Source organism: Pseudomonas paraeruginosa PA7 (genome assembly GCF_000017205.1).
Classification (GTDB): domain Bacteria; phylum Pseudomonadota; class Gammaproteobacteria; order Pseudomonadales; family Pseudomonadaceae; genus Pseudomonas; species Pseudomonas paraeruginosa.
Genome location: NC_009656.1, coordinates 5171477 through 5187723 on the forward strand (window position 1 = coordinate 5171477; position 16247 = coordinate 5187723).

The following is a 16247-nucleotide window of genomic DNA, read 5'->3' on the forward strand; positions in this document are numbered from 1 at the left end:
TCAGAAATAGCCCTGGCGTTTCTTTTCTTCCATCGAACCGGCCTGGTCATGGTCGATGACCCGGCCCTGGCGTTCGGAAGTACGCGTCAGGAGCATTTCCTGGATGATTTCCGGCAGCGTGGTGGCGCTGGACTCGACCGCGCCGGTGAGCGGGTAGCAGCCGAGGGTACGGAAGCGCACCATGCGCTTCTCGATGCGGGCTTTCTCTTCGTCAGAGAGATGCTCGAGGATGCGCTCGTCGTCGATCATGATCAGCGTGCCGTTCTTCTCGATGACCTCGCGCTCGGCAGCGAAGTACAGCGGGACGATCGGGATGCCTTCGAGGTAGATGTATTGCCAGATGTCCAGCTCGGTCCAGTTGGACAGCGGGAAGACGCGGATCGATTCGCCCTTCTTCACCTTGCCGTTGTAGATGTTCCACAGCTCGGGACGCTGGTTCTTCGGGTCCCAGCGGTGCTTGCTGTCGCGGAACGAATAGACCCGTTCCTTGGCCCGCGACTTCTCCTCGTCGCGGCGCGCGCCGCCGAAGGCAGCGTCGAAACCGTACTTGTCCAGGGCCTGCTTGAGTCCCTCGGTCTTCATCACGTCGGTGTGCTTGGCGCTGCCGTGGGTGAACGGGTTGATGCCCTGGGCGACGCCGTCCGGGTTGACGTGGGTGATCAGGTCCAGGCCCATTTCCTCGACCATCCGATCACGGAACCTGTACATCTCCTGGAATTTCCAGCGGGTGTCCACGTGCATCACCGGGAAGGGCAGCTTGCCGGGGAAGAAGGCCTTGCGGGCCAGGTGCAGCATGACCGCGGAATCCTTGCCGATCGAGTACAGCATCACCGGGTTATCGAACTCGGCGGCCACCTCGCGGATGATGTGGATGCTTTCCGCCTCCAGCTGTTTCAGGTGCGTCAGTTTGTCGACCATGGCTACTCACGGAATTGCTTATGGACGGCCGTCGGGCCGTAGACGAACGCGCACTCTATCACAGCGCAAGGCTCTAAAAGATCGGTCTGTTATACCGAAAGAATATACCCATATAGCCATCCGCGCTCAGCGCCGAAGCCGGCGGAAACACTGGCCTGGAGAGGAATTCCGCAGTCTCGGCGAAGCCCTCTCGAGCAGGTACGCACAGCGTCTTTCTCCACCCCGTCGACAACCGGGCCCCGCCTGGCGGGGCATCCGCGGCGACCCTTCGGCGCCTCGACTTGTACGTCGCCGGCACTGCGCTAGCATAGCGGGCATCGTTCCCCGGCCAAGAAGACCGCACATGCGCCGCACCGCCCTCGCCCTGCCCCTGTTCCTCCTGGTCTCAGCCTGCAGCAGCGAACCGACGCCGCCTGCCAAACCCGCCGCCAAGCCCCAGGCCCGCAGCGTCATCTCGCCCCAGCCGGTACGCAGGTCGGTACAGCCGATCCTGCCGCTGCGCGGCGACTACGCGAACAATCCGCAGGCCCAGCGCTTCATCGACCGGATGGTCAGCCAGCACGACTTCAATCGCCAGCAACTGCACGACCTGTTCGCCCAGACCCAGCGCCTGGACTGGGTGATCCGCCTGATGGACCGCCAGGCGCCCAGCTATACCCCACCCAGCGGGCCGAACGGCGCCTGGCTGCGTTACCGGAAGAAGTTCGTCACCCCGGGCAACGTGCAGAACGGCGTGCTGTTCTGGGACCAGTACCAGGCCGACCTTCAGCGCGCCTCGCGCATCTATGGCGTGCCGCCGGAAATCATCGTCGGCATCATTGGCGTGGAGACCCGCTGGGGACGGGTGATGGGCAAGACGCGGATCATCGACGCGCTGGCCACCCTGTCCTTCTCCTACCCGCGCCGCGCGGAGTTCTTCAGCGGCGAGCTGGAGCAATTCCTCCTCCAGGCGCGCAAGGAAGGCAGCGACCCGCTGGCCCTGCGCGGTTCCTATGCCGGCGCCATGGGTTACGGCCAGTTCATGCCGTCCTCGTTCAGCAAGTACGCGGTGGACTTCGACGGCGATGGGCATATCGACCTGTGGAACCCGCGCGATGCGATCGGCAGCGTCGCCAACTATTTCAAGCAGCACGGCTGGGTCAGCGGCGATCGCGTGGCGGTTCCCGCCAGTGGCCGCGCGCCCTCGCTGGAGGACGGCTTCAAGACGCTCTACCCGCTCGACGTGCTGGCCTCAGCCGGACTACGCCCGCAGGGTCCGCTCGGCGGCCACCGGCAGGCGAGCCTGCTGCGCCTGGACATGGGCAGGAACTACCAGTACTGGTACGGCCTGCCGAACTTCTACGTGATCACCCGCTACAACCACAGTACCCACTACGCGATGGCCGTCTGGGAACTGGGCAAGGCAGTGGACCAGGCGCGTCACGGCGCCGTGGTCAGGCAGGATTGGGACAGTCGATGAACAGGTGTTCGATGGCGAAGCGCTTGCCCAGGTAGTCGCCCAGCGCCTGCACCCCGTAGCGCTCGGTGGCGTGGTGTCCGGCGGCGATGAAGCTGATGCCGTTCTCCCGCGCGCTGTGCACGGTCTGCTCGGAAACCTCGCCGGTCAGGTAGGCATCCACGCCGGCGGCGATCGCCTGGTCGATGTAGCCCTGGGCGCCGCCGGTGCACCAGGCGATGCGCCGGATCGGCTGGCCGGCATCGACCAGCAGCGGCTCGCGCCCCAGCGCATCGCGCACATGGCGGGCGAAGTCGGCGGGCTGCATCGGCTCGGCAAGCGAACCGAGGAGGACAATGGAACGCGGATTGCCCGGCTCCAGCGGTCCTTCCACCTCGAGGCCGAGTTGCCGGGCGAGCTGCACGTTGTTGCCCACTTCGGGATGCAGGTCCAATGGCAGATGGTAGGCCAGCAGGCTGATGTCGTTGTTCAGCAGGGTCTTCAGGCGCCGCTGCTTCATGCCGACCACGCACGGATTCTCGCCCTTCCAGAAGTAGCCGTGATGCACCAGCACCACATCGGCCTCGGCCTCCACGGCGGCATCCAGCAGCGCCTGGCTGGCAGTGACCCCGCTGACGATGCGCCGCACCTGCGGCCGGCCTTCGACCTGCAGGCCGTTCGGGCAGTAGTCCTGGATGCGCGCGGCCTCCAGGTAGCGGTCGGCTTCCTCGACCAGGGTGCTCAGGGCGATGGCCATGGCAAAATCCTCTTCATTCAGGCAGGGCGCGCCGCTCCTCTAATGGACGGCTTCGCCCTATAATGGCCGCCACCTTATCGGCCGTTTTTCGGCCTCGCAACCCCAAGGATTTCCCGATGCCCAAGGCCCTGCGTTTCCTCGGCTGGCCCGTGCTGGTCGGCGTGCTGCTGGCCCTGCTGATCATCCAGCGCAACCCCGAATGGGTCGGCCTGCCGCGCCAGGAGGTGCATGTCGAGCAGGCGCCGCTGCTCAGCCGCCTGCAGGAAGGCCCGGTGTCCTACGCCAATGCGGTGAGCCGGGCGGCTCCCGCGGTGGCCAACCTGTACACCACCAAGATGGTCAGCAAGCCGTCCCACCCATTGTTCGACGACCCGATGTTCCGCCGCTTCTTCGGCGACAACCTGCCGCAACAGAAGCGCATGGAGTCGAGCCTCGGCTCGGCGGTGATCATGAGCGCGGAAGGCTACCTGCTGACCAACAACCACGTCACCGCCGGCGCCGACCAGATCATCGTGGCCCTGCGCGACGGCCGCGAGACCATCGCGCAACTGGTCGGCAGCGATCCGGAAACCGATCTCGCGGTACTGAAGATCGACCTGAAGAACCTGCCGGCGATGACCCTCGGCCGCTCCGACGGCATCCGCACCGGCGACGTCTGCCTCGCCATCGGCAACCCGTTCGGCGTCGGCCAGACGGTGACCATGGGCATCATCAGCGCCACCGGGCGCAACCAGCTCGGTCTGAACACCTACGAGGACTTCATCCAGACCGACGCGGCGATCAATCCGGGCAACTCCGGCGGCGCGCTGGTCGATGCCGCCGGCAACCTGATCGGCATCAATACCGCGATCTTCTCCAAGTCCGGCGGTTCCCAGGGCATCGGTTTCGCCATCCCGACCAAGCTGGCCCTGGAGGTCATGCAATCGATCATCGAGCATGGCCAGGTGATCCGTGGCTGGCTCGGCGTCGAGGTCAAGGCGCTGACCCCGGAGCTGGCGGACTCCCTGGGCCTCGGCGAAACCGCCGGGATCGTCGTCGCCGGCGTCTACCGCGACGGCCCGGCGGCGCGCGGCGGCCTGCTGCCGGGCGACGTGATCCTGACCATCGACAAGCAGGAAGCCAGCGATGGCCGCCGCTCGATGAACCAGGTGGCGCGCACCCGGCCGGGGCAGAAGATCAACATCCTGGTGCTGCGCAACGGGCAGAAGGTCAACCTGACCGCCGAGGTCGGCCTGCGTCCGCCGCCGGCGCCGGCGCCGCAGCAGAAACAGGACGGCGGCGAGTAGAGAGCCTGCCCGAATGAAAACGGCGCCCGCGGGCGCCGTTTTCGTTTCACTTGAGGAAGTGCAAGGCGTCCAGCAGCGCCTGGTTCTGCTCCGGGCTGCCGATGGTGATGCGCAGGAACTGCTCGATCCGCGCCTGCTTGAAATGGCGGACGATCACCCCTTGCTCGCGCAGGGTCGCGGCGATCTGCCCGGCCTCGTGCCGCGGATGGCGGGCGAAGACGAAGTTGGCCGCCGACGGCAGTACCTCGAAGCCCAGCGCCCGCAGCGAGCCGCTCAGCGTCTCGCGGCTGTCGATCACCGCCTGGCAGGTGCGGCGGAAGTAGGCATCGTCCTCGAAGGCCGCCGCCGCGCCAGCGATCGCCAGGCGATCCAGCGGATAGGAGTTGAAGCTGTTCTTGATCCGCTCCAGCGCCTCGATCAGCTCGGCATGGCCGACCGCCAGGCCGACCCGCAGACCGGCCAGGGAACGCGACTTGGACAGGGTCTGGGTGACCAGCAGGTTCGGGTAGCGATCGACCAGGGCGATGGCGCTGTCGCCGCCGAAGTCGACATAGGCCTCGTCGACCACCACCACCGAGTCCGGCGATGCCTTCAGCATCGCCTCGATGGCGTCCAGCGGCAGCAGGCAGCCGGTCGGTGCGTTCGGGTTGGGGAAAATGATCCCGCCGTTGGGCCGCGCATAGTCCTCGACGCGGATGCGGAACTGCTCGTCCAGCGCGATCTTCTCGTACGCGATGCCGTACAGGCCGCAGTAGACCGGGTAGAAGCTGTAGGTCACGTCCGGGAACAGCAACGGCAGGTCGTGCTGGAACAGGCCGTGGAAAATGTGCGCCAGGACCTCGTCGGAGCCGTTGCCGACGAACACCTGGTCGTCCCGTATGCCGTAGTGCCCGGCCACCGCCTTCTTCAGGCGCTCGCCGTTGGGGTCGGGGTACAGACGCAGGTCGTCGTTGAGCTCCGCCTGCATGGCGGCGAGGGCTCTGGGCGACGGACCGTAGGGGTTCTCGTTGGTGTTCAGCTTGACCAGCCGCGACAGCTTCGGCTGCTCGCCCGGCACATAGGGCACCAGATCCTTGACGAACGGGCTCCAGAACTTGCTCATGCTCAGCTCTCCTTCTCGTCGAGGATGCGGTATTCGGCGCTACGCGCGTGGGCGGTCAGCGACTCGCCGCGGGCCAGTACCGAGGCGGTGCGGCCGAGGACCGACGCGCCCTGCGCCGAGCAGTTGATGATCGAAGAACGTTTCTGGAAGTCATATACCCCCAGCGGCGAAGAGAAACGCGCGGTACCGGAGGTCGGCAGCACGTGATTCGGCCCGGCGCAGTAGTCGCCCAGCGCCTCGGCGGTGTAGCGGCCCATGAAGATCGCGCCGGCATGACGGATCTCCGGCAACCAGCTCTCCGGATCGGCCACCGACAATTCCAGGTGCTCCGGCGCGATGCGGTTGGCCACCGCGCAGGCCTGGGCCTGGTCGGCGACCTGGATCAGGGCGCCACGCCCCTCCAGGGAGGTGCGGATGATCTCGGCGCGCTCCATGGTCGGCAGCAGGCGGGCGATGCTTTCCGCGACCTGGTCGAGGAACGCCGCGTCCGGACTGACAAGGATCGACTGGGCGTCCTCGTCGTGCTCGGCCTGGGAGAACAGGTCCATGGCGATCCAGTCGGGATCGGTCTGGCCGTCGCAGACCACGAGGATTTCCGAGGGGCCGGCGATCATGTCGATGCCGACCTGGCCGAACACGTGGCGCTTGGCGGTGGCCACGTAGATGTTGCCGGGGCCGACGATCTTGTCCACCCGCGGCACGCTTTCGGTGCCATAGGCCAGCGCGGCCACGGCCTGTGCACCGCCGATGGTGAAGACCCGGTCGACGCCGGCGATGCAGGCGGCGGCGAGGACGATCTCGTTGATTTCGCCGCGCGGGGTCGGCACCACCATGACCACCTCGGTCACCCCGGCGACCTTGGCCGGGATCGCGTTCATCAACACCGAGGACGGGTAGGACGCCTTGCCGCCCGGCACGTAGAGGCCGGCGCGGTCCAACGGGGTGACCTGCTGGCCGAGCACCGTACCGTCGGCCTCGGTATAGCGCCAGGAGCCCTGCTTCTGCTTCTCGTGGTAACTGCGCACGCGCTCGGCGGCAACTTCCAGGGCCTCGCGCTGGGCCGCCGTGATACGGGTCAGGGCCAGCTCCAGGCGCTCGCGCGGCAGGATCAGGTCGGCCATCGAGGCGGCCTGCAGGCCGTCGAAGCGCTGGGTGAACTCGACCACGGCGGCGTCGCCGCGGCTGCGCACGGCGGCGATAATATCGAGGACGCGCTGGTTGACCGAGTCGTCGGAAACACTTTCCCAGCTCAGCAGATGATCCAGATGACGCCCGAAGTCCGGATCAGCGGCGTTGAGTCGACGGATAGCGAAAGGAGCGGTCATAGCGAGCCTCTTTATGGATGGCGTTGTCTCGGGCGCCGCTAGACTACCAAGCCCACCGTGCGGGCACCCGAGAAAATTTGGCTATGACACGGATAGGCAGGTGCGGCGCGAGGGGCCGCACGGGTATCAGTGACGGTGTCGCGCCTCGACGGCGTCGCGCAGGGTGTCGATCAGCGCCTGGATTCGAGCATGCTGCATCTTCATCGAAGCCTTGTTGACCACCAGGCGCGAACTGATCGTGGCGATCAGTTCCTGGGGCTCCAGGCCATTGGCGCGCAGGGTGTTGCCGGTATCCACCACGTCGATGATCTTGTCGGCGAGGCCGACCAGCGGCGCCAGCTCCATCGAGCCGTACAGCTTGATCACGTCGACCTGACGGCCCTGCTCGGCGTAGTAGCGCTTGGCGACATTGACGAACTTGGTGGCCACCCGCAGGCGCCCCTTGGGTTCGGCCGCGCCGATGGCGCCGGCGGTCATCAGCTTGCAGTTGGCGATCCGCAGGTCCAGCGGTTCGTAGAGTCCCTGGCCGCCGTACTCCATCAGGACGTCCTTGCCGGCCACGCCGAGATCGGCGGCGCCATGCTCGACATAGGTCGGCACGTCGGTGGCGCGGACAATGAGCAGGCGCACATCGGGCAGGGAGGTCGGGATGATCAGCTTGCGGCTCTTGTCCGGGTTCTCCGACGGCACGATTCCCGCCGCTGCGAGCAGCGGCAGGGTGTCGTCGAGAATCCGGCCCTTGGACAAGGCGATGGTCAGCATTGCGCGACTGCCTCCGCTAGCCCGGTACGCGGCGGATCTTCGCGCCGAGCAGCTGGAGTTTCTCTTCGATGCACTCGTAGCCACGGTCGATGTGGTAGATGCGGTCGATCAGGGTGTCGCCCTCGGCCACCAGGCCGGCGATCACCAGGCTCGCGGAGGCGCGCAGGTCGGTGGCCATCACCGGAGCGCCCTTGAGCCTGGGTACGCCGGTGACGATCGCGGTGTTGCCCTCGACGAGGATCTGCGCGCCCATGCGGTTCATTTCATAGACGTGCATGAAACGGTTCTCGAAGACCGTCTCGATGACCGCGCCGGTGCCTTCGGCGACGGCGTTCATGGAAATGAACTGGGCCTGCATGTCGGTGGGGAATGCCGGGTACGGCGCGGTGCGGATATTCACCGCCTTCGGCCGGTTGCCCTTCATGTCCAGTTCGATCCAGTTGTTGCCGGTGTTGATGTGGGCACCGGCCTCTTCCAGCTTCTGCAGGACCGCCTCCAGGATGGTCGGATCGGTGTCCTTCAGTTTCACCCGGCCCCCGGTCGCTGCCGCCGCCACCAGGTAGGTACCGGTCTCGATACGGTCGGGGAGAACGTCGTAGCGGGCGCCGCCGAGGCGCTTCACGCCGTCGATGACGATGGTGTCGGAACCGGCGCCCTGGACGTTGGCGCCCATGGCGTTCAGGCAGTTGGCCAGGTCGACGACCTCCGGCTCGCGCGCGGCGTTCTGCAGCACGGTACGGCCGTTGGCCAGCGCGGCGGCCATCATGAGGTTCTCGGTCCCAGTCACGCTGACGGTATCGAAGAAGAACTGGCCGCCATGCAGGCCACCGACTGGGGCCTTGGCCTTGATGTAGCCACCTTCGACCTCGATCTGCGCGCCCATCGCCTCGAGACCGCGGATGTGCAGGTCGACCGGGCGCGAGCCGATCGCGCAACCGCCCGGCAGGGCCACCTCGGCCTCGCCGAAGCGCGCCAGCATGGGGCCGAGCACGAGGATCGAGGCGCGCATGGTCTTCACCAGTTCGTAGGGCGCGACCAGGGTCTTGATGCTGCTGGCGTCGACTTCGACGTTGAGCTTCTCGTCGATGATCGGCTGCACGCCCATGCGGCCGAACAGCTCGATCATGGTGGTGATGTCGTGCAGGTGCGGCAGGTTGCACACGGTGACCGGGGTATCGGCCAGCAGGGTCGCGGCCAGGATCGGCAGCGCCGAGTTCTTCGCGCCGGAAATGCGGATTTCGCCATCGAGGCGGTTGCCGCCGGTAATGATCAGTTTGTCCATCGCAGTGATTTCCCCCGTGGGCTCAGGAACGCTCGGCCCAGGCGGCGCGGCTGAAGAATTTCATGGTGACGGCGTGGATGCTGCCATCGGCGATCCAGGCGTTCAAATGGGCGTAGACCTGCTGCTGGCGCTTGACCGGGCTCTGGCCGGCCAGCTCGTCGCTGATCAGATTCAGTTGGAAATTGCACCCTTCGCCCTCGACTTCCACCTGGGTGCCGGGGAGTTTTTCCTGGAGAAGGCTCTTAACGTCTTCGGCCTGCATGCTCAACCTCAATCGGGCGCCCTACGCGCACGGTCGGCCATCATACAAAAAAGCCCTCCGCCTGCGAACCCCAGGAAGGGACGCGCAGACGGAGGGCCGCTCGTTCCGCCGGCCGGTCACGCCTGCAGCGGCAGGATTTCCAGCACGCTGCTGACCTTGGCGATCTCCCGCATGTCGTCCGGCAGTGCCCGGATGCTCAGGGTCTTGCCGGCCTTGCGCGCATCGCGCATGAAGGCCAGCAGCAGGGAAATGCCCACGCTGCTGGAGCGCTCCACCGCCGAGCAGTCGACCACCAACTGCGCCGCCTGGCTGGCATGGATCAGCCGTCCGCCCTGCTCGCGCAGCGCCGGCCCGCTGCTGTAGTCGAGCACGCCGACGAGCTGCAGCTCGCCAGGCGCACCTTCGCGCAGGCTGGCCTGGCTCATTTCGCCCCGGCCTCTTCCGCCTTCGCGGTTTCCTTGGCCTTGGCGACCACCTCGCCCCAGCCGGCGATGGTTTTCTCGAGGTCGTTGCGGTTCTTCTGCATGGTGTCGGCGAACTGGTCACGGAACAGTTTGCCGATGTTGATACCGTTGATGATCACGTTGCGGACCTTCCAGCCGCCAGCCAGGTTGGTCATGGTGTAGGACACCGGATAGACGGTGCCCTTGCTGTCGCGGATCTCCATGTTGACGCTGGCGCGCTCGTCGCTGGGCTTGGCCGAACTGGGCAGGACGCGGATGTCCTGGTTGTCGTACTCGAGCAGGGCGTTGCCGTAGAACTGCATCAGGCTGTTCTTGAACACTTCCTCGAAGCGCTTGATCTGCTCCGGCGAGGCCTGCCGCGAGTACTTCACGGTCATCACGCTCTTGGCGATGCCCTCGGCGTCGACCACCGGCCCGAGGATGCGGTCGAGGGTGGCGTAGAGCTTTTGCGGATCTGCCTTGTAGGCGGCCTTGTTGGCCTTGATGTCGGAAAGCAGCTCGTCGACCGTGCCCTGCACGACCTGTTGCGGGGTCGACGCGGCCACGGAAAGCAGCGGGAAAGCCGCCAGGAGCACCAGCAGGCCACGACGCAGGAGAGTCAGCATGGAAGAGAACCTCACTTTTTGGCTTCGTCTTTGTTAACCGAGTTCAGCAGGAACTTGCCGATCAGGTCTTCCAGCACCAGCGCCGACTGGGTGTCGTGGATGGTGCTGCCGTCCTTCAGGACGTCCTCGTCGCCACCCACGCTGATGCCGATGTACTTCTCGCCCAGCAGGCCGGCGGTGAGGATCGACGCGGTGGAGTCGACCGGCAGGTTGTTCACGTTCTGGTTGATTTCCATGGTCACGCGACCAGTGTAGCTGTCGCGGTCCAGGTCTACCGCGGTCACCTTGCCGATGGTCACGCCGGCCAGGGTCACCTTGCCGCGCACGGTGACGCCGGCGATGTTGTCGAAGTAGGCATAGACCTTGTAGGTATCGCCAGCGTTGCCCACGCTCAGGCCGCTGACGCGCAGGGCCAGCAGCAACAGGGCCAGCAGGCCGGCCAGGAGGAACAGGCCGACACCGATTTCCAGGGTGCGGGTTTGCATTCAGAAATCTCCAAACATCAAAGCAGTCAGAATGAAGTCGAGCCCCAGCACCGCCAGGGAGGCATAGACCACGGTACGCGTCGTCGCGCGACTGATCCCTTCCGAGGTCGGTTCGCAGTCGTAGCCCTGGTAGACCGCGATCCAGGTCACCACGAAAGCGAACACGATACTTTTGATCACGCCGTTGAGCACATCCTCGGTGAACTGCACGCTGTTCTGCATGTTCGCCCAGAACGATCCCTCGTAGACCCCCAGCCAGTCGACCGCGACCATCGCCCCGCCCCAGATGCCGACCACGCTGAAGATCGCGGCGAGCAGCGGCATGGAAATGAAGCCGGCCCACAGGCGCGGCGCGACGATGTACTTGAGCGGGTCGACGCCGATCATTTCCAGGCTGGAAAGCTGCTCGGTGGCCTTCATGTTGCCGATTTCCGCGGTCAGCGCCGAACCGGCCCGGCCGGCGAACAGCAGACCGGTCACCACCGGGCCGAGTTCACGCAGCAGGGTCAGCGCCACCATCTGCCCGACGGCCTGCTCGGAGCCATAGGAAATCAGGATGTTGTAGCCCTGCAGGGCGAGCACCATGCCGATGAACAGCCCCGAGACGACGATGATCGCCAGGGACAGCACGCCCACCGAGTAGAGTTGCTTCACCAGCAGGTGCAGGCCGGCGCCCGGCGTGCGCCGACCGAGCAATGCATGGCCGAGGAACAGGGTCGAACGGCCGAGCGCGGCGACCACGTCGAGGCCGGCGCGACCGAACAGGCGCACGCGCTCGAGGGGAGAGACTCTACGCATCAGCGCTCTCCCAGCAGGTCGGCCCGGTAGTCGCGGGCCGGGTAATGGAACGGAACGGGGCCATCCGGGATTCCCTTGACGAACTGGCGGATACGGGGATCGTCGGTTTCCTTGAGCACGTCCGGGGTCCCGTGGCCAAGCACCCGGCCATCGCCGACGATGTAGATGTAGTCGGCGATGCTGGCGGTTTCGGCCAGGTCATGGGAAACCACGATGCTGGTGATGCCCAGGGCATCGTTGAGCAGGCGGATCAGGCGCACCAGGACGCCCATGGCGATCGGATCCTGCCCCACGAAAGGCTCGTCGTAGAGGAGGATCTGCGGGTCCAGCGCGATCGCCCGGGCCAGCGCGACGCGGCGCTTCATGCCGCCGGACAGCTCGTCGGGCATCAGCTCCACGGCGCCGCGCAGGCCGACGGCCTGGAGTTTCATCAGGACGATGTCGCGGATCATTTCCTCCGGCAGCTGGGTATGCACACGCAGCGGAAACGCTACGTTCTCGAACACGTCGAGATCGGTGAACAGCGCGCCGCTCTGGAACAGCACGCCGAACTGCTTGCGCATGTCGAACAGGTCGCCGCGCGAGAGTTGCGGCAGGTTCTGACCGTTGACCCAGACTTCCCCTTTCGAGGGACGCAGCTGGGAGGCGATCAGCCGCAACAGCGTGGTCTTGCCGCAGCCGGACGGACCCATGATGCCGGTCACCTTGCCGCGCGGAATACGCACATCGATGTTGTCGAAAATCGCCCGCGATCCGCGCTTGAAGGTCAGGCCCTTCAACTCGACCGCGTAGGCACTATCGGTGCTCATCAGGACTCCTTGCGATGCGACCCGTCCATGCTAGACGCTCTGCCCCGTCGCAGAGGCACGCATCCGGGAGGGCCGAATGGGCGCGGACTATAGCACCGCGGCGGGTTGTCGCCCAAGGCCTGGTGCCGTGCCGTTCAGCTTGAATTCAGCTTGTTCGGAGCGATCTCCAAGCCTTTTAGGACATATCGCACACTTCAGGTTCAGCGCGGACAGAAAAAAATCACACCGTGGTCGAATATATCGACATTTGCGCAGTCATAGCGCGGAGGGCGGATGACCACGGCGTAACAGCGCGTTACAGCCGCCGCGCCATCGTTCGCGCGCCGCCGACCGGGTTCGCTGCACGGTTGGTGTAAGCCGGGCACGCTTTCCCGTTATAATCCCGCCTTTCATCCAGGCGCCACATTCGTTGAACATGAGCCAGAACCTCGATTTCATCCATTCCGCCCAGCGCACCATCGGCCTCGAGCGCGACGCGGTAGACAGCCTGCTGGCGCGGATTGGCGACGATTTCGTCAGGGCCTGCGAACTGCTGCTGGCCGGCAAGGGCCGGGTCGTCGTGGTCGGCATGGGCAAGTCCGGCCACATCGGCAAGAAGATCGCCGCGACCCTGGCCAGCACCGGCACCCCGTCCTTCTTCGTGCATCCGGCCGAAGCCAGCCATGGCGACATGGGCATGATCACCGAGGACGACGTGGTCCTCGCCCTGTCCAATTCGGGCTCCACCGCGGAAATCGTCACCCTGCTGCCGCTGATCAAGCGCCTGGGCATCACCCTGATCAGCATGACCGGCAACCCCGAATCGCCGCTGGCCAAGGCCGCGGAGGTCAACCTGGACGCCAGCGTCGGCCAGGAAGCCTGCCCGCTGAACCTGGCTCCGACCTCTTCCACCACCGTCTCCCTGGTGCTCGGCGACGCCCTGGCGATTGCCCTGCTCGAGGCCCGCGGCTTCACCGCCGAGGACTTCGCCTTTTCCCATCCGGGAGGTGCGCTGGGCCGGCGCCTGCTGCTGAAGGTGGAAAACGTCATGCACGTCGGCGAAGAACTGCCACAGGTATTGCTCGGCACTTCGCTGACCGGCGCGCTGATGGAGATGACCCGCAAGGGCCTGGGCATGACCGTGGTGCTCGACGAACACGGCAAGCTCGCCGGCATCTTCACCGATGGCGACCTGCGCCGCGCGCTGGACCGGGGCGTCGACGTGCGCCAGGTCACCATCGACCAGGTGATGACCGTCCACGGCAAGACCGTCCGCGCCGAGATCCTCGCCGCGGAAGCCCTGAAGATCATGGAAGACAACAAGATCGGCGCACTGGTGGTGGTCGACGCGGACGACCGTCCGGTCGGAGCCCTGAACATGCACGACCTGTTGCGCGCAGGAGTGATGTAATGAGCGATACCCACTCGGCCATGGAACTCTCGGCCCGGGCCCGCCAGGTGCGCCTGGCGATTTTCGACGTCGATGGCGTGCTGACCGACGGCAAGCTGTATTTCCTCGTCGACGGCAGCGAGTTCAAGACCTTCAACACCCTCGACGGCCACGGCATCAAGATGCTGATCGCCTCCGGCGTGCGCACCGCCATCATCACCGGCCGCGACACCCCGGTGGTCGAGCGCCGCGCGCGCAACCTGGGCATCCAGCATCTCTACCAGGGCCGGGAAGACAAGCTCGCGGTGCTCGATGAACTGCTCGGCGAACTCGGGCTAGGCTATGAGCAGGTCGCCTACCTGGGCGACGACCTGCCCGACCTGCCGGTTATCCGCCGCGTCGGCCTCGGCATGGCGGTGGCCAGCGCCGACCCGTTCGTCCGCCAGCACGCCCACGGAGTCACCGCGACCCGCGGCGGGGAAGGCGCGGCCCGGGAGTTCTGCGAACTGATCATGCGCGCCCAGGGCACGCTCGAAGCCGCCCAGAGCGCCTACCTGTAGAGCCGACCATGCCGAAAACACTGCAACAGAAACTGCTGCTCGCCCTGATCGCCCTGCTGTTGATCGTCGCGGGCTATTACTGGAACGTCGGACTTGAACTGTTCAACGAACAGCCGGCCCGGCCCGGCCAGGACAACACCATCGACTACTACGCCGAGAAGGCCCACAGCCTGCAATACCAGGAGAACGGCAGCCTCGACTACGAGATGACGGCGGTGAAGCTGGAACACCAGAAGGCCACCGACATCACCTTCGTCACCACCCCCGATCTGCTGCTGTTCCGCGGCAACGTGCAGCCCTGGCATATCCAGAGCGCCCGCGCCGAAGTCGGGCCAAAGGGCAAGGAAGTCGAACTGATCGACGACGTGCGCGTCGCGCGCACCGATGCCAAGGGCCAGCCAAGCATCCTCACCACCACCCGGCTGACCGTATTCCCCGACAAGAATTATGCACAGACCGAGCAAGCCGTTAAAATCGACGCGGCCAATGGAGTGACGACGGCTGTTGGAATGAAAGCGTATCTGAAAGACAGCCGGATGCACCTGCTGTCCAACGTAAGAGGTCAGCATGAGGTTCGTTAACACCCTCCCCCTTGTATTCGGTCTGACTGCCGTCCTCGGCAGTTCCCTGGCATGGGCCCTGCCCTCGGATCGCGAGCAACCGATCCGCGTCCAGGCCGACAGCGCCGAACTGGATGACAAGCAAGGCGTCGCGGTCTACCGCGGCGATGTCGTGGTGACCCAGGGCAGCACCAGGCTGACCGGCAACACCGTGACCCTGAAACGGGACAAGAACGGCGACGTCGAGGTGGTGACCTCGGTCGGCAGGCCCGCCTACTACGAGCAGAAGCCCGCGCCTGACAAGGACGTGACCAAGGCCTACGGCCTGACCATCCAGTACTTCGTCACGCAGAACCGGGTCGTGCTGATCGACCAGGCCAAGGTGATCCAGGAAGGCAACACCTTCGAAGGCGAGAAGATCGTCTACGACACCCAGCGCCAGATCGTCAACGCCGGCCGCGCCACCGGTTCCCAGGTGACCAGTCCGCGCCCGCGCATCGACATGGTCATCCAGCCGAAGAAAAAGGCCCAGTAATGGCAACGCTCAAAGCCCAGCACCTGGCCAAAAGCTATAAAGGCCGGCAAGTCGTCCGCGACGTCAGCATGTCCATCGATAGCGGGCAGATCGTCGGCCTCCTCGGCCCGAACGGTGCCGGCAAGACCACCTGCTTCTACATGATCGTCGGCCTGGTGCAGGCCGACCAGGGCGTGGTCCGCATCGACGAGCAGAACGTCACCCACCTGCCGATGCACGGGCGGGCGCGCGCCGGTATCGGCTACCTGCCGCAGGAGGCCTCGATCTTCCGCAAGCTGTCGGTGTCCGACAACATCATGGCGATCCTCGAGACCCGCAGCGACCTCGATCGCAACGGACGCAAGGACGCCCTGGAAGGCTTGCTGCAGGAGTTCCACATCCACCATATCCGCGACAACCTCGGCATGAGCCTGTCCGGCGGCGAGCGACGCCGGGTGGAAATCGCCCGGGCCCTGGCCAGCGCGCCGAAGTTCATCCTCCTCGACGAACCCTTCGCCGGCGTGGACCCGATATCGGTCGGCGACATCAAGCAGATCATCCATCACCTGAAGGCAAAGGGTATCGGCATCCTCATCACCGACCACAACGTCCGCGAGACCCTGGACATCTGCGAAACGGCGTATATCGTCAATGATGGGCAGTTGATCGCGGAAGGCGATGCCGAGAGCATCCTCGCCAACGACCTGGTCAAGGAAGTCTACCTGGGGCACGAGTTCCGCCTCTGAAGAAATCTCCTACCGTGCCCTCCGGCCCTGCCGGAGCGGTTTCGCACGTCCCCGGTTTTTACGGGCAGAGGTGTCGCCACGGGCGGATGATTTATTCGGAGCAACCCTAGGCAAAGTACGAAAATTCAGGCATATAATTTGCTTCCTGGCGGTGCCGCCACCTCGGCACCCGTAGTAGTGGATGGTGCCATCCGGTACCAGCGAATAA

The 16247-nt window shown here is 65.4% G+C and carries 19 protein-coding genes; 7 read left to right on the forward strand and 12 right to left on the reverse strand.

Annotation, left to right across the window (positions count from 1 at the left end; genetic code table 11):
- On the reverse strand, nt 1-918 hold the full coding sequence (gene cysD / locus PSPA7_RS23900) for a sulfate adenylyltransferase subunit CysD (protein WP_003094311.1): 918 nt from the start codon (nt 916-918) through the stop codon (nt 1-3).
- A 343-nt stretch (nt 919-1261) separates the two neighbouring features.
- Here cysD and mltB point away from each other — a divergent pair, with 343 nt between their 5' ends.
- Nucleotides 1262-2377, forward strand: coding sequence for a lytic murein transglycosylase B (mltB, locus tag PSPA7_RS23905; protein WP_003150436.1), 1116 nt, complete (start codon nt 1262-1264; stop codon nt 2375-2377).
- Here mltB and PSPA7_RS23910 read toward each other — a convergent pair.
- Nucleotides 2352-3110 (reverse strand): Nif3-like dinuclear metal center hexameric protein, encoded by a 759-nt coding sequence (locus PSPA7_RS23910; RefSeq protein WP_003150438.1) that lies wholly within the window; start codon nt 3108-3110, stop codon nt 2352-2354. The genes mltB and PSPA7_RS23910 overlap by 26 nt on opposite strands.
- Before the next feature lie 116 nt (nt 3111-3226).
- On the opposite strand from PSPA7_RS23910, the gene algW reads away from it, so the two are divergent.
- Nucleotides 3227-4396 (forward strand): Do family serine endopeptidase AlgW, encoded by a 1170-nt coding sequence (gene algW, locus PSPA7_RS23915; RefSeq protein WP_012077206.1) that lies wholly within the window; start codon nt 3227-3229, stop codon nt 4394-4396.
- A gap of 46 nt (nt 4397-4442) precedes the next feature.
- On the opposite strand, the gene hisC is transcribed toward algW, so the two are convergent.
- From hisC to PSPA7_RS23965, 10 genes are all read right to left on the reverse strand, one after another.
- The gene (hisC, locus tag PSPA7_RS23920) at nt 4443-5498 is read right to left on the reverse strand and encodes a histidinol-phosphate transaminase (RefSeq protein ID WP_012077207.1); all 1056 of its coding nucleotides are present in this window, start codon (nt 5496-5498) and stop codon (nt 4443-4445) included.
- Between the two features lie 2 nt (nt 5499-5500).
- Nucleotides 5501-6823: a histidinol dehydrogenase gene (hisD, locus tag PSPA7_RS23925; protein WP_012077208.1), complete on the reverse strand. Its 1323-nt coding sequence runs from the start codon at nt 6821-6823 to the stop codon at nt 5501-5503.
- Between the two features lie 126 nt (nt 6824-6949).
- Nucleotides 6950-7585 carry an ATP phosphoribosyltransferase gene (gene hisG, locus PSPA7_RS23930; protein ID WP_012077209.1) on the reverse strand — a complete coding sequence of 212 codons (636 nt, stop codon included), beginning with the start codon at nt 7583-7585 and terminating at the stop codon, nt 6950-6952.
- Between the two features lie 16 nt (nt 7586-7601).
- Entirely contained in the window at nt 7602-8867 is a 1266-nt protein-coding gene (murA, locus tag PSPA7_RS23935) for a UDP-N-acetylglucosamine 1-carboxyvinyltransferase (RefSeq protein WP_003155078.1), read from the reverse strand.
- 22 nt (nt 8868-8889) lie between these two features.
- A complete protein-coding gene (locus PSPA7_RS23940; protein ID WP_003094334.1) occupies nt 8890-9129 on the reverse strand; it encodes a BolA family protein in 240 nt (79 codons plus the stop codon).
- A gap of 116 nt (nt 9130-9245) precedes the next feature.
- Nucleotides 9246-9554: an STAS domain-containing protein gene (locus PSPA7_RS23945; RefSeq protein ID WP_003155080.1), complete on the reverse strand. Its 309-nt coding sequence runs from the start codon at nt 9552-9554 to the stop codon at nt 9246-9248.
- Nucleotides 9551-10198 (reverse strand): MlaC/ttg2D family ABC transporter substrate-binding protein, encoded by a 648-nt coding sequence (locus PSPA7_RS23950; protein WP_003155083.1) that lies wholly within the window; start codon nt 10196-10198, stop codon nt 9551-9553. The genes PSPA7_RS23945 and PSPA7_RS23950 overlap by 4 nt, the downstream gene beginning before the upstream one ends.
- A gap of 11 nt (nt 10199-10209) precedes the next feature.
- Entirely contained in the window at nt 10210-10683 is a 474-nt protein-coding gene (gene mlaD, locus PSPA7_RS23955; RefSeq protein ID WP_003094339.1) for an outer membrane lipid asymmetry maintenance protein MlaD, read from the reverse strand.
- A complete protein-coding gene (gene mlaE / locus PSPA7_RS23960; protein ID WP_003155085.1) occupies nt 10684-11481 on the reverse strand; it encodes a lipid asymmetry maintenance ABC transporter permease subunit MlaE in 798 nt (265 codons plus the stop codon).
- Nucleotides 11481-12290 carry an ATP-binding cassette domain-containing protein gene (locus PSPA7_RS23965; RefSeq protein ID WP_003094343.1) on the reverse strand — a complete coding sequence of 270 codons (810 nt, stop codon included), beginning with the start codon at nt 12288-12290 and terminating at the stop codon, nt 11481-11483. Before PSPA7_RS23965 ends, mlaE begins: the two co-directional genes overlap by 1 nt.
- Before the next feature lie 409 nt (nt 12291-12699).
- Here PSPA7_RS23965 and kdsD point away from each other — a divergent pair, with 409 nt between their 5' ends.
- From kdsD to lptB, 5 genes are read left to right on the forward strand one after another with little or no spacing between them, the layout of a single operon-like run.
- Nucleotides 12700-13680 carry an arabinose-5-phosphate isomerase KdsD gene (gene kdsD, locus PSPA7_RS23970; protein WP_170870649.1) on the forward strand — a complete coding sequence of 327 codons (981 nt, stop codon included), beginning with the start codon at nt 12700-12702 and terminating at the stop codon, nt 13678-13680.
- Complete coding sequence (locus PSPA7_RS23975) at nt 13680-14219, forward strand: KdsC family phosphatase (RefSeq protein ID WP_012077212.1); 540 nt, start codon at nt 13680-13682, stop codon at nt 14217-14219. The genes kdsD and PSPA7_RS23975 overlap by 1 nt, the downstream gene beginning before the upstream one ends.
- Before the next feature lie 8 nt (nt 14220-14227).
- Nucleotides 14228-14800 carry an LPS export ABC transporter periplasmic protein LptC gene (gene lptC / locus PSPA7_RS23980; RefSeq protein WP_012077213.1) on the forward strand — a complete coding sequence of 191 codons (573 nt, stop codon included), beginning with the start codon at nt 14228-14230 and terminating at the stop codon, nt 14798-14800.
- A complete protein-coding gene (gene lptA / locus PSPA7_RS23985; RefSeq protein ID WP_012077214.1) occupies nt 14787-15314 on the forward strand; it encodes a lipopolysaccharide transport periplasmic protein LptA in 528 nt (175 codons plus the stop codon). Before lptC ends, lptA begins: the two co-directional genes overlap by 14 nt.
- Nucleotides 15314-16039 carry an LPS export ABC transporter ATP-binding protein gene (lptB, locus tag PSPA7_RS23990; protein ID WP_012077215.1) on the forward strand — a complete coding sequence of 242 codons (726 nt, stop codon included), beginning with the start codon at nt 15314-15316 and terminating at the stop codon, nt 16037-16039. Before lptA ends, lptB begins: the two co-directional genes overlap by 1 nt.
- Nucleotides 16040-16247: the final 208 nt, after the last annotated feature.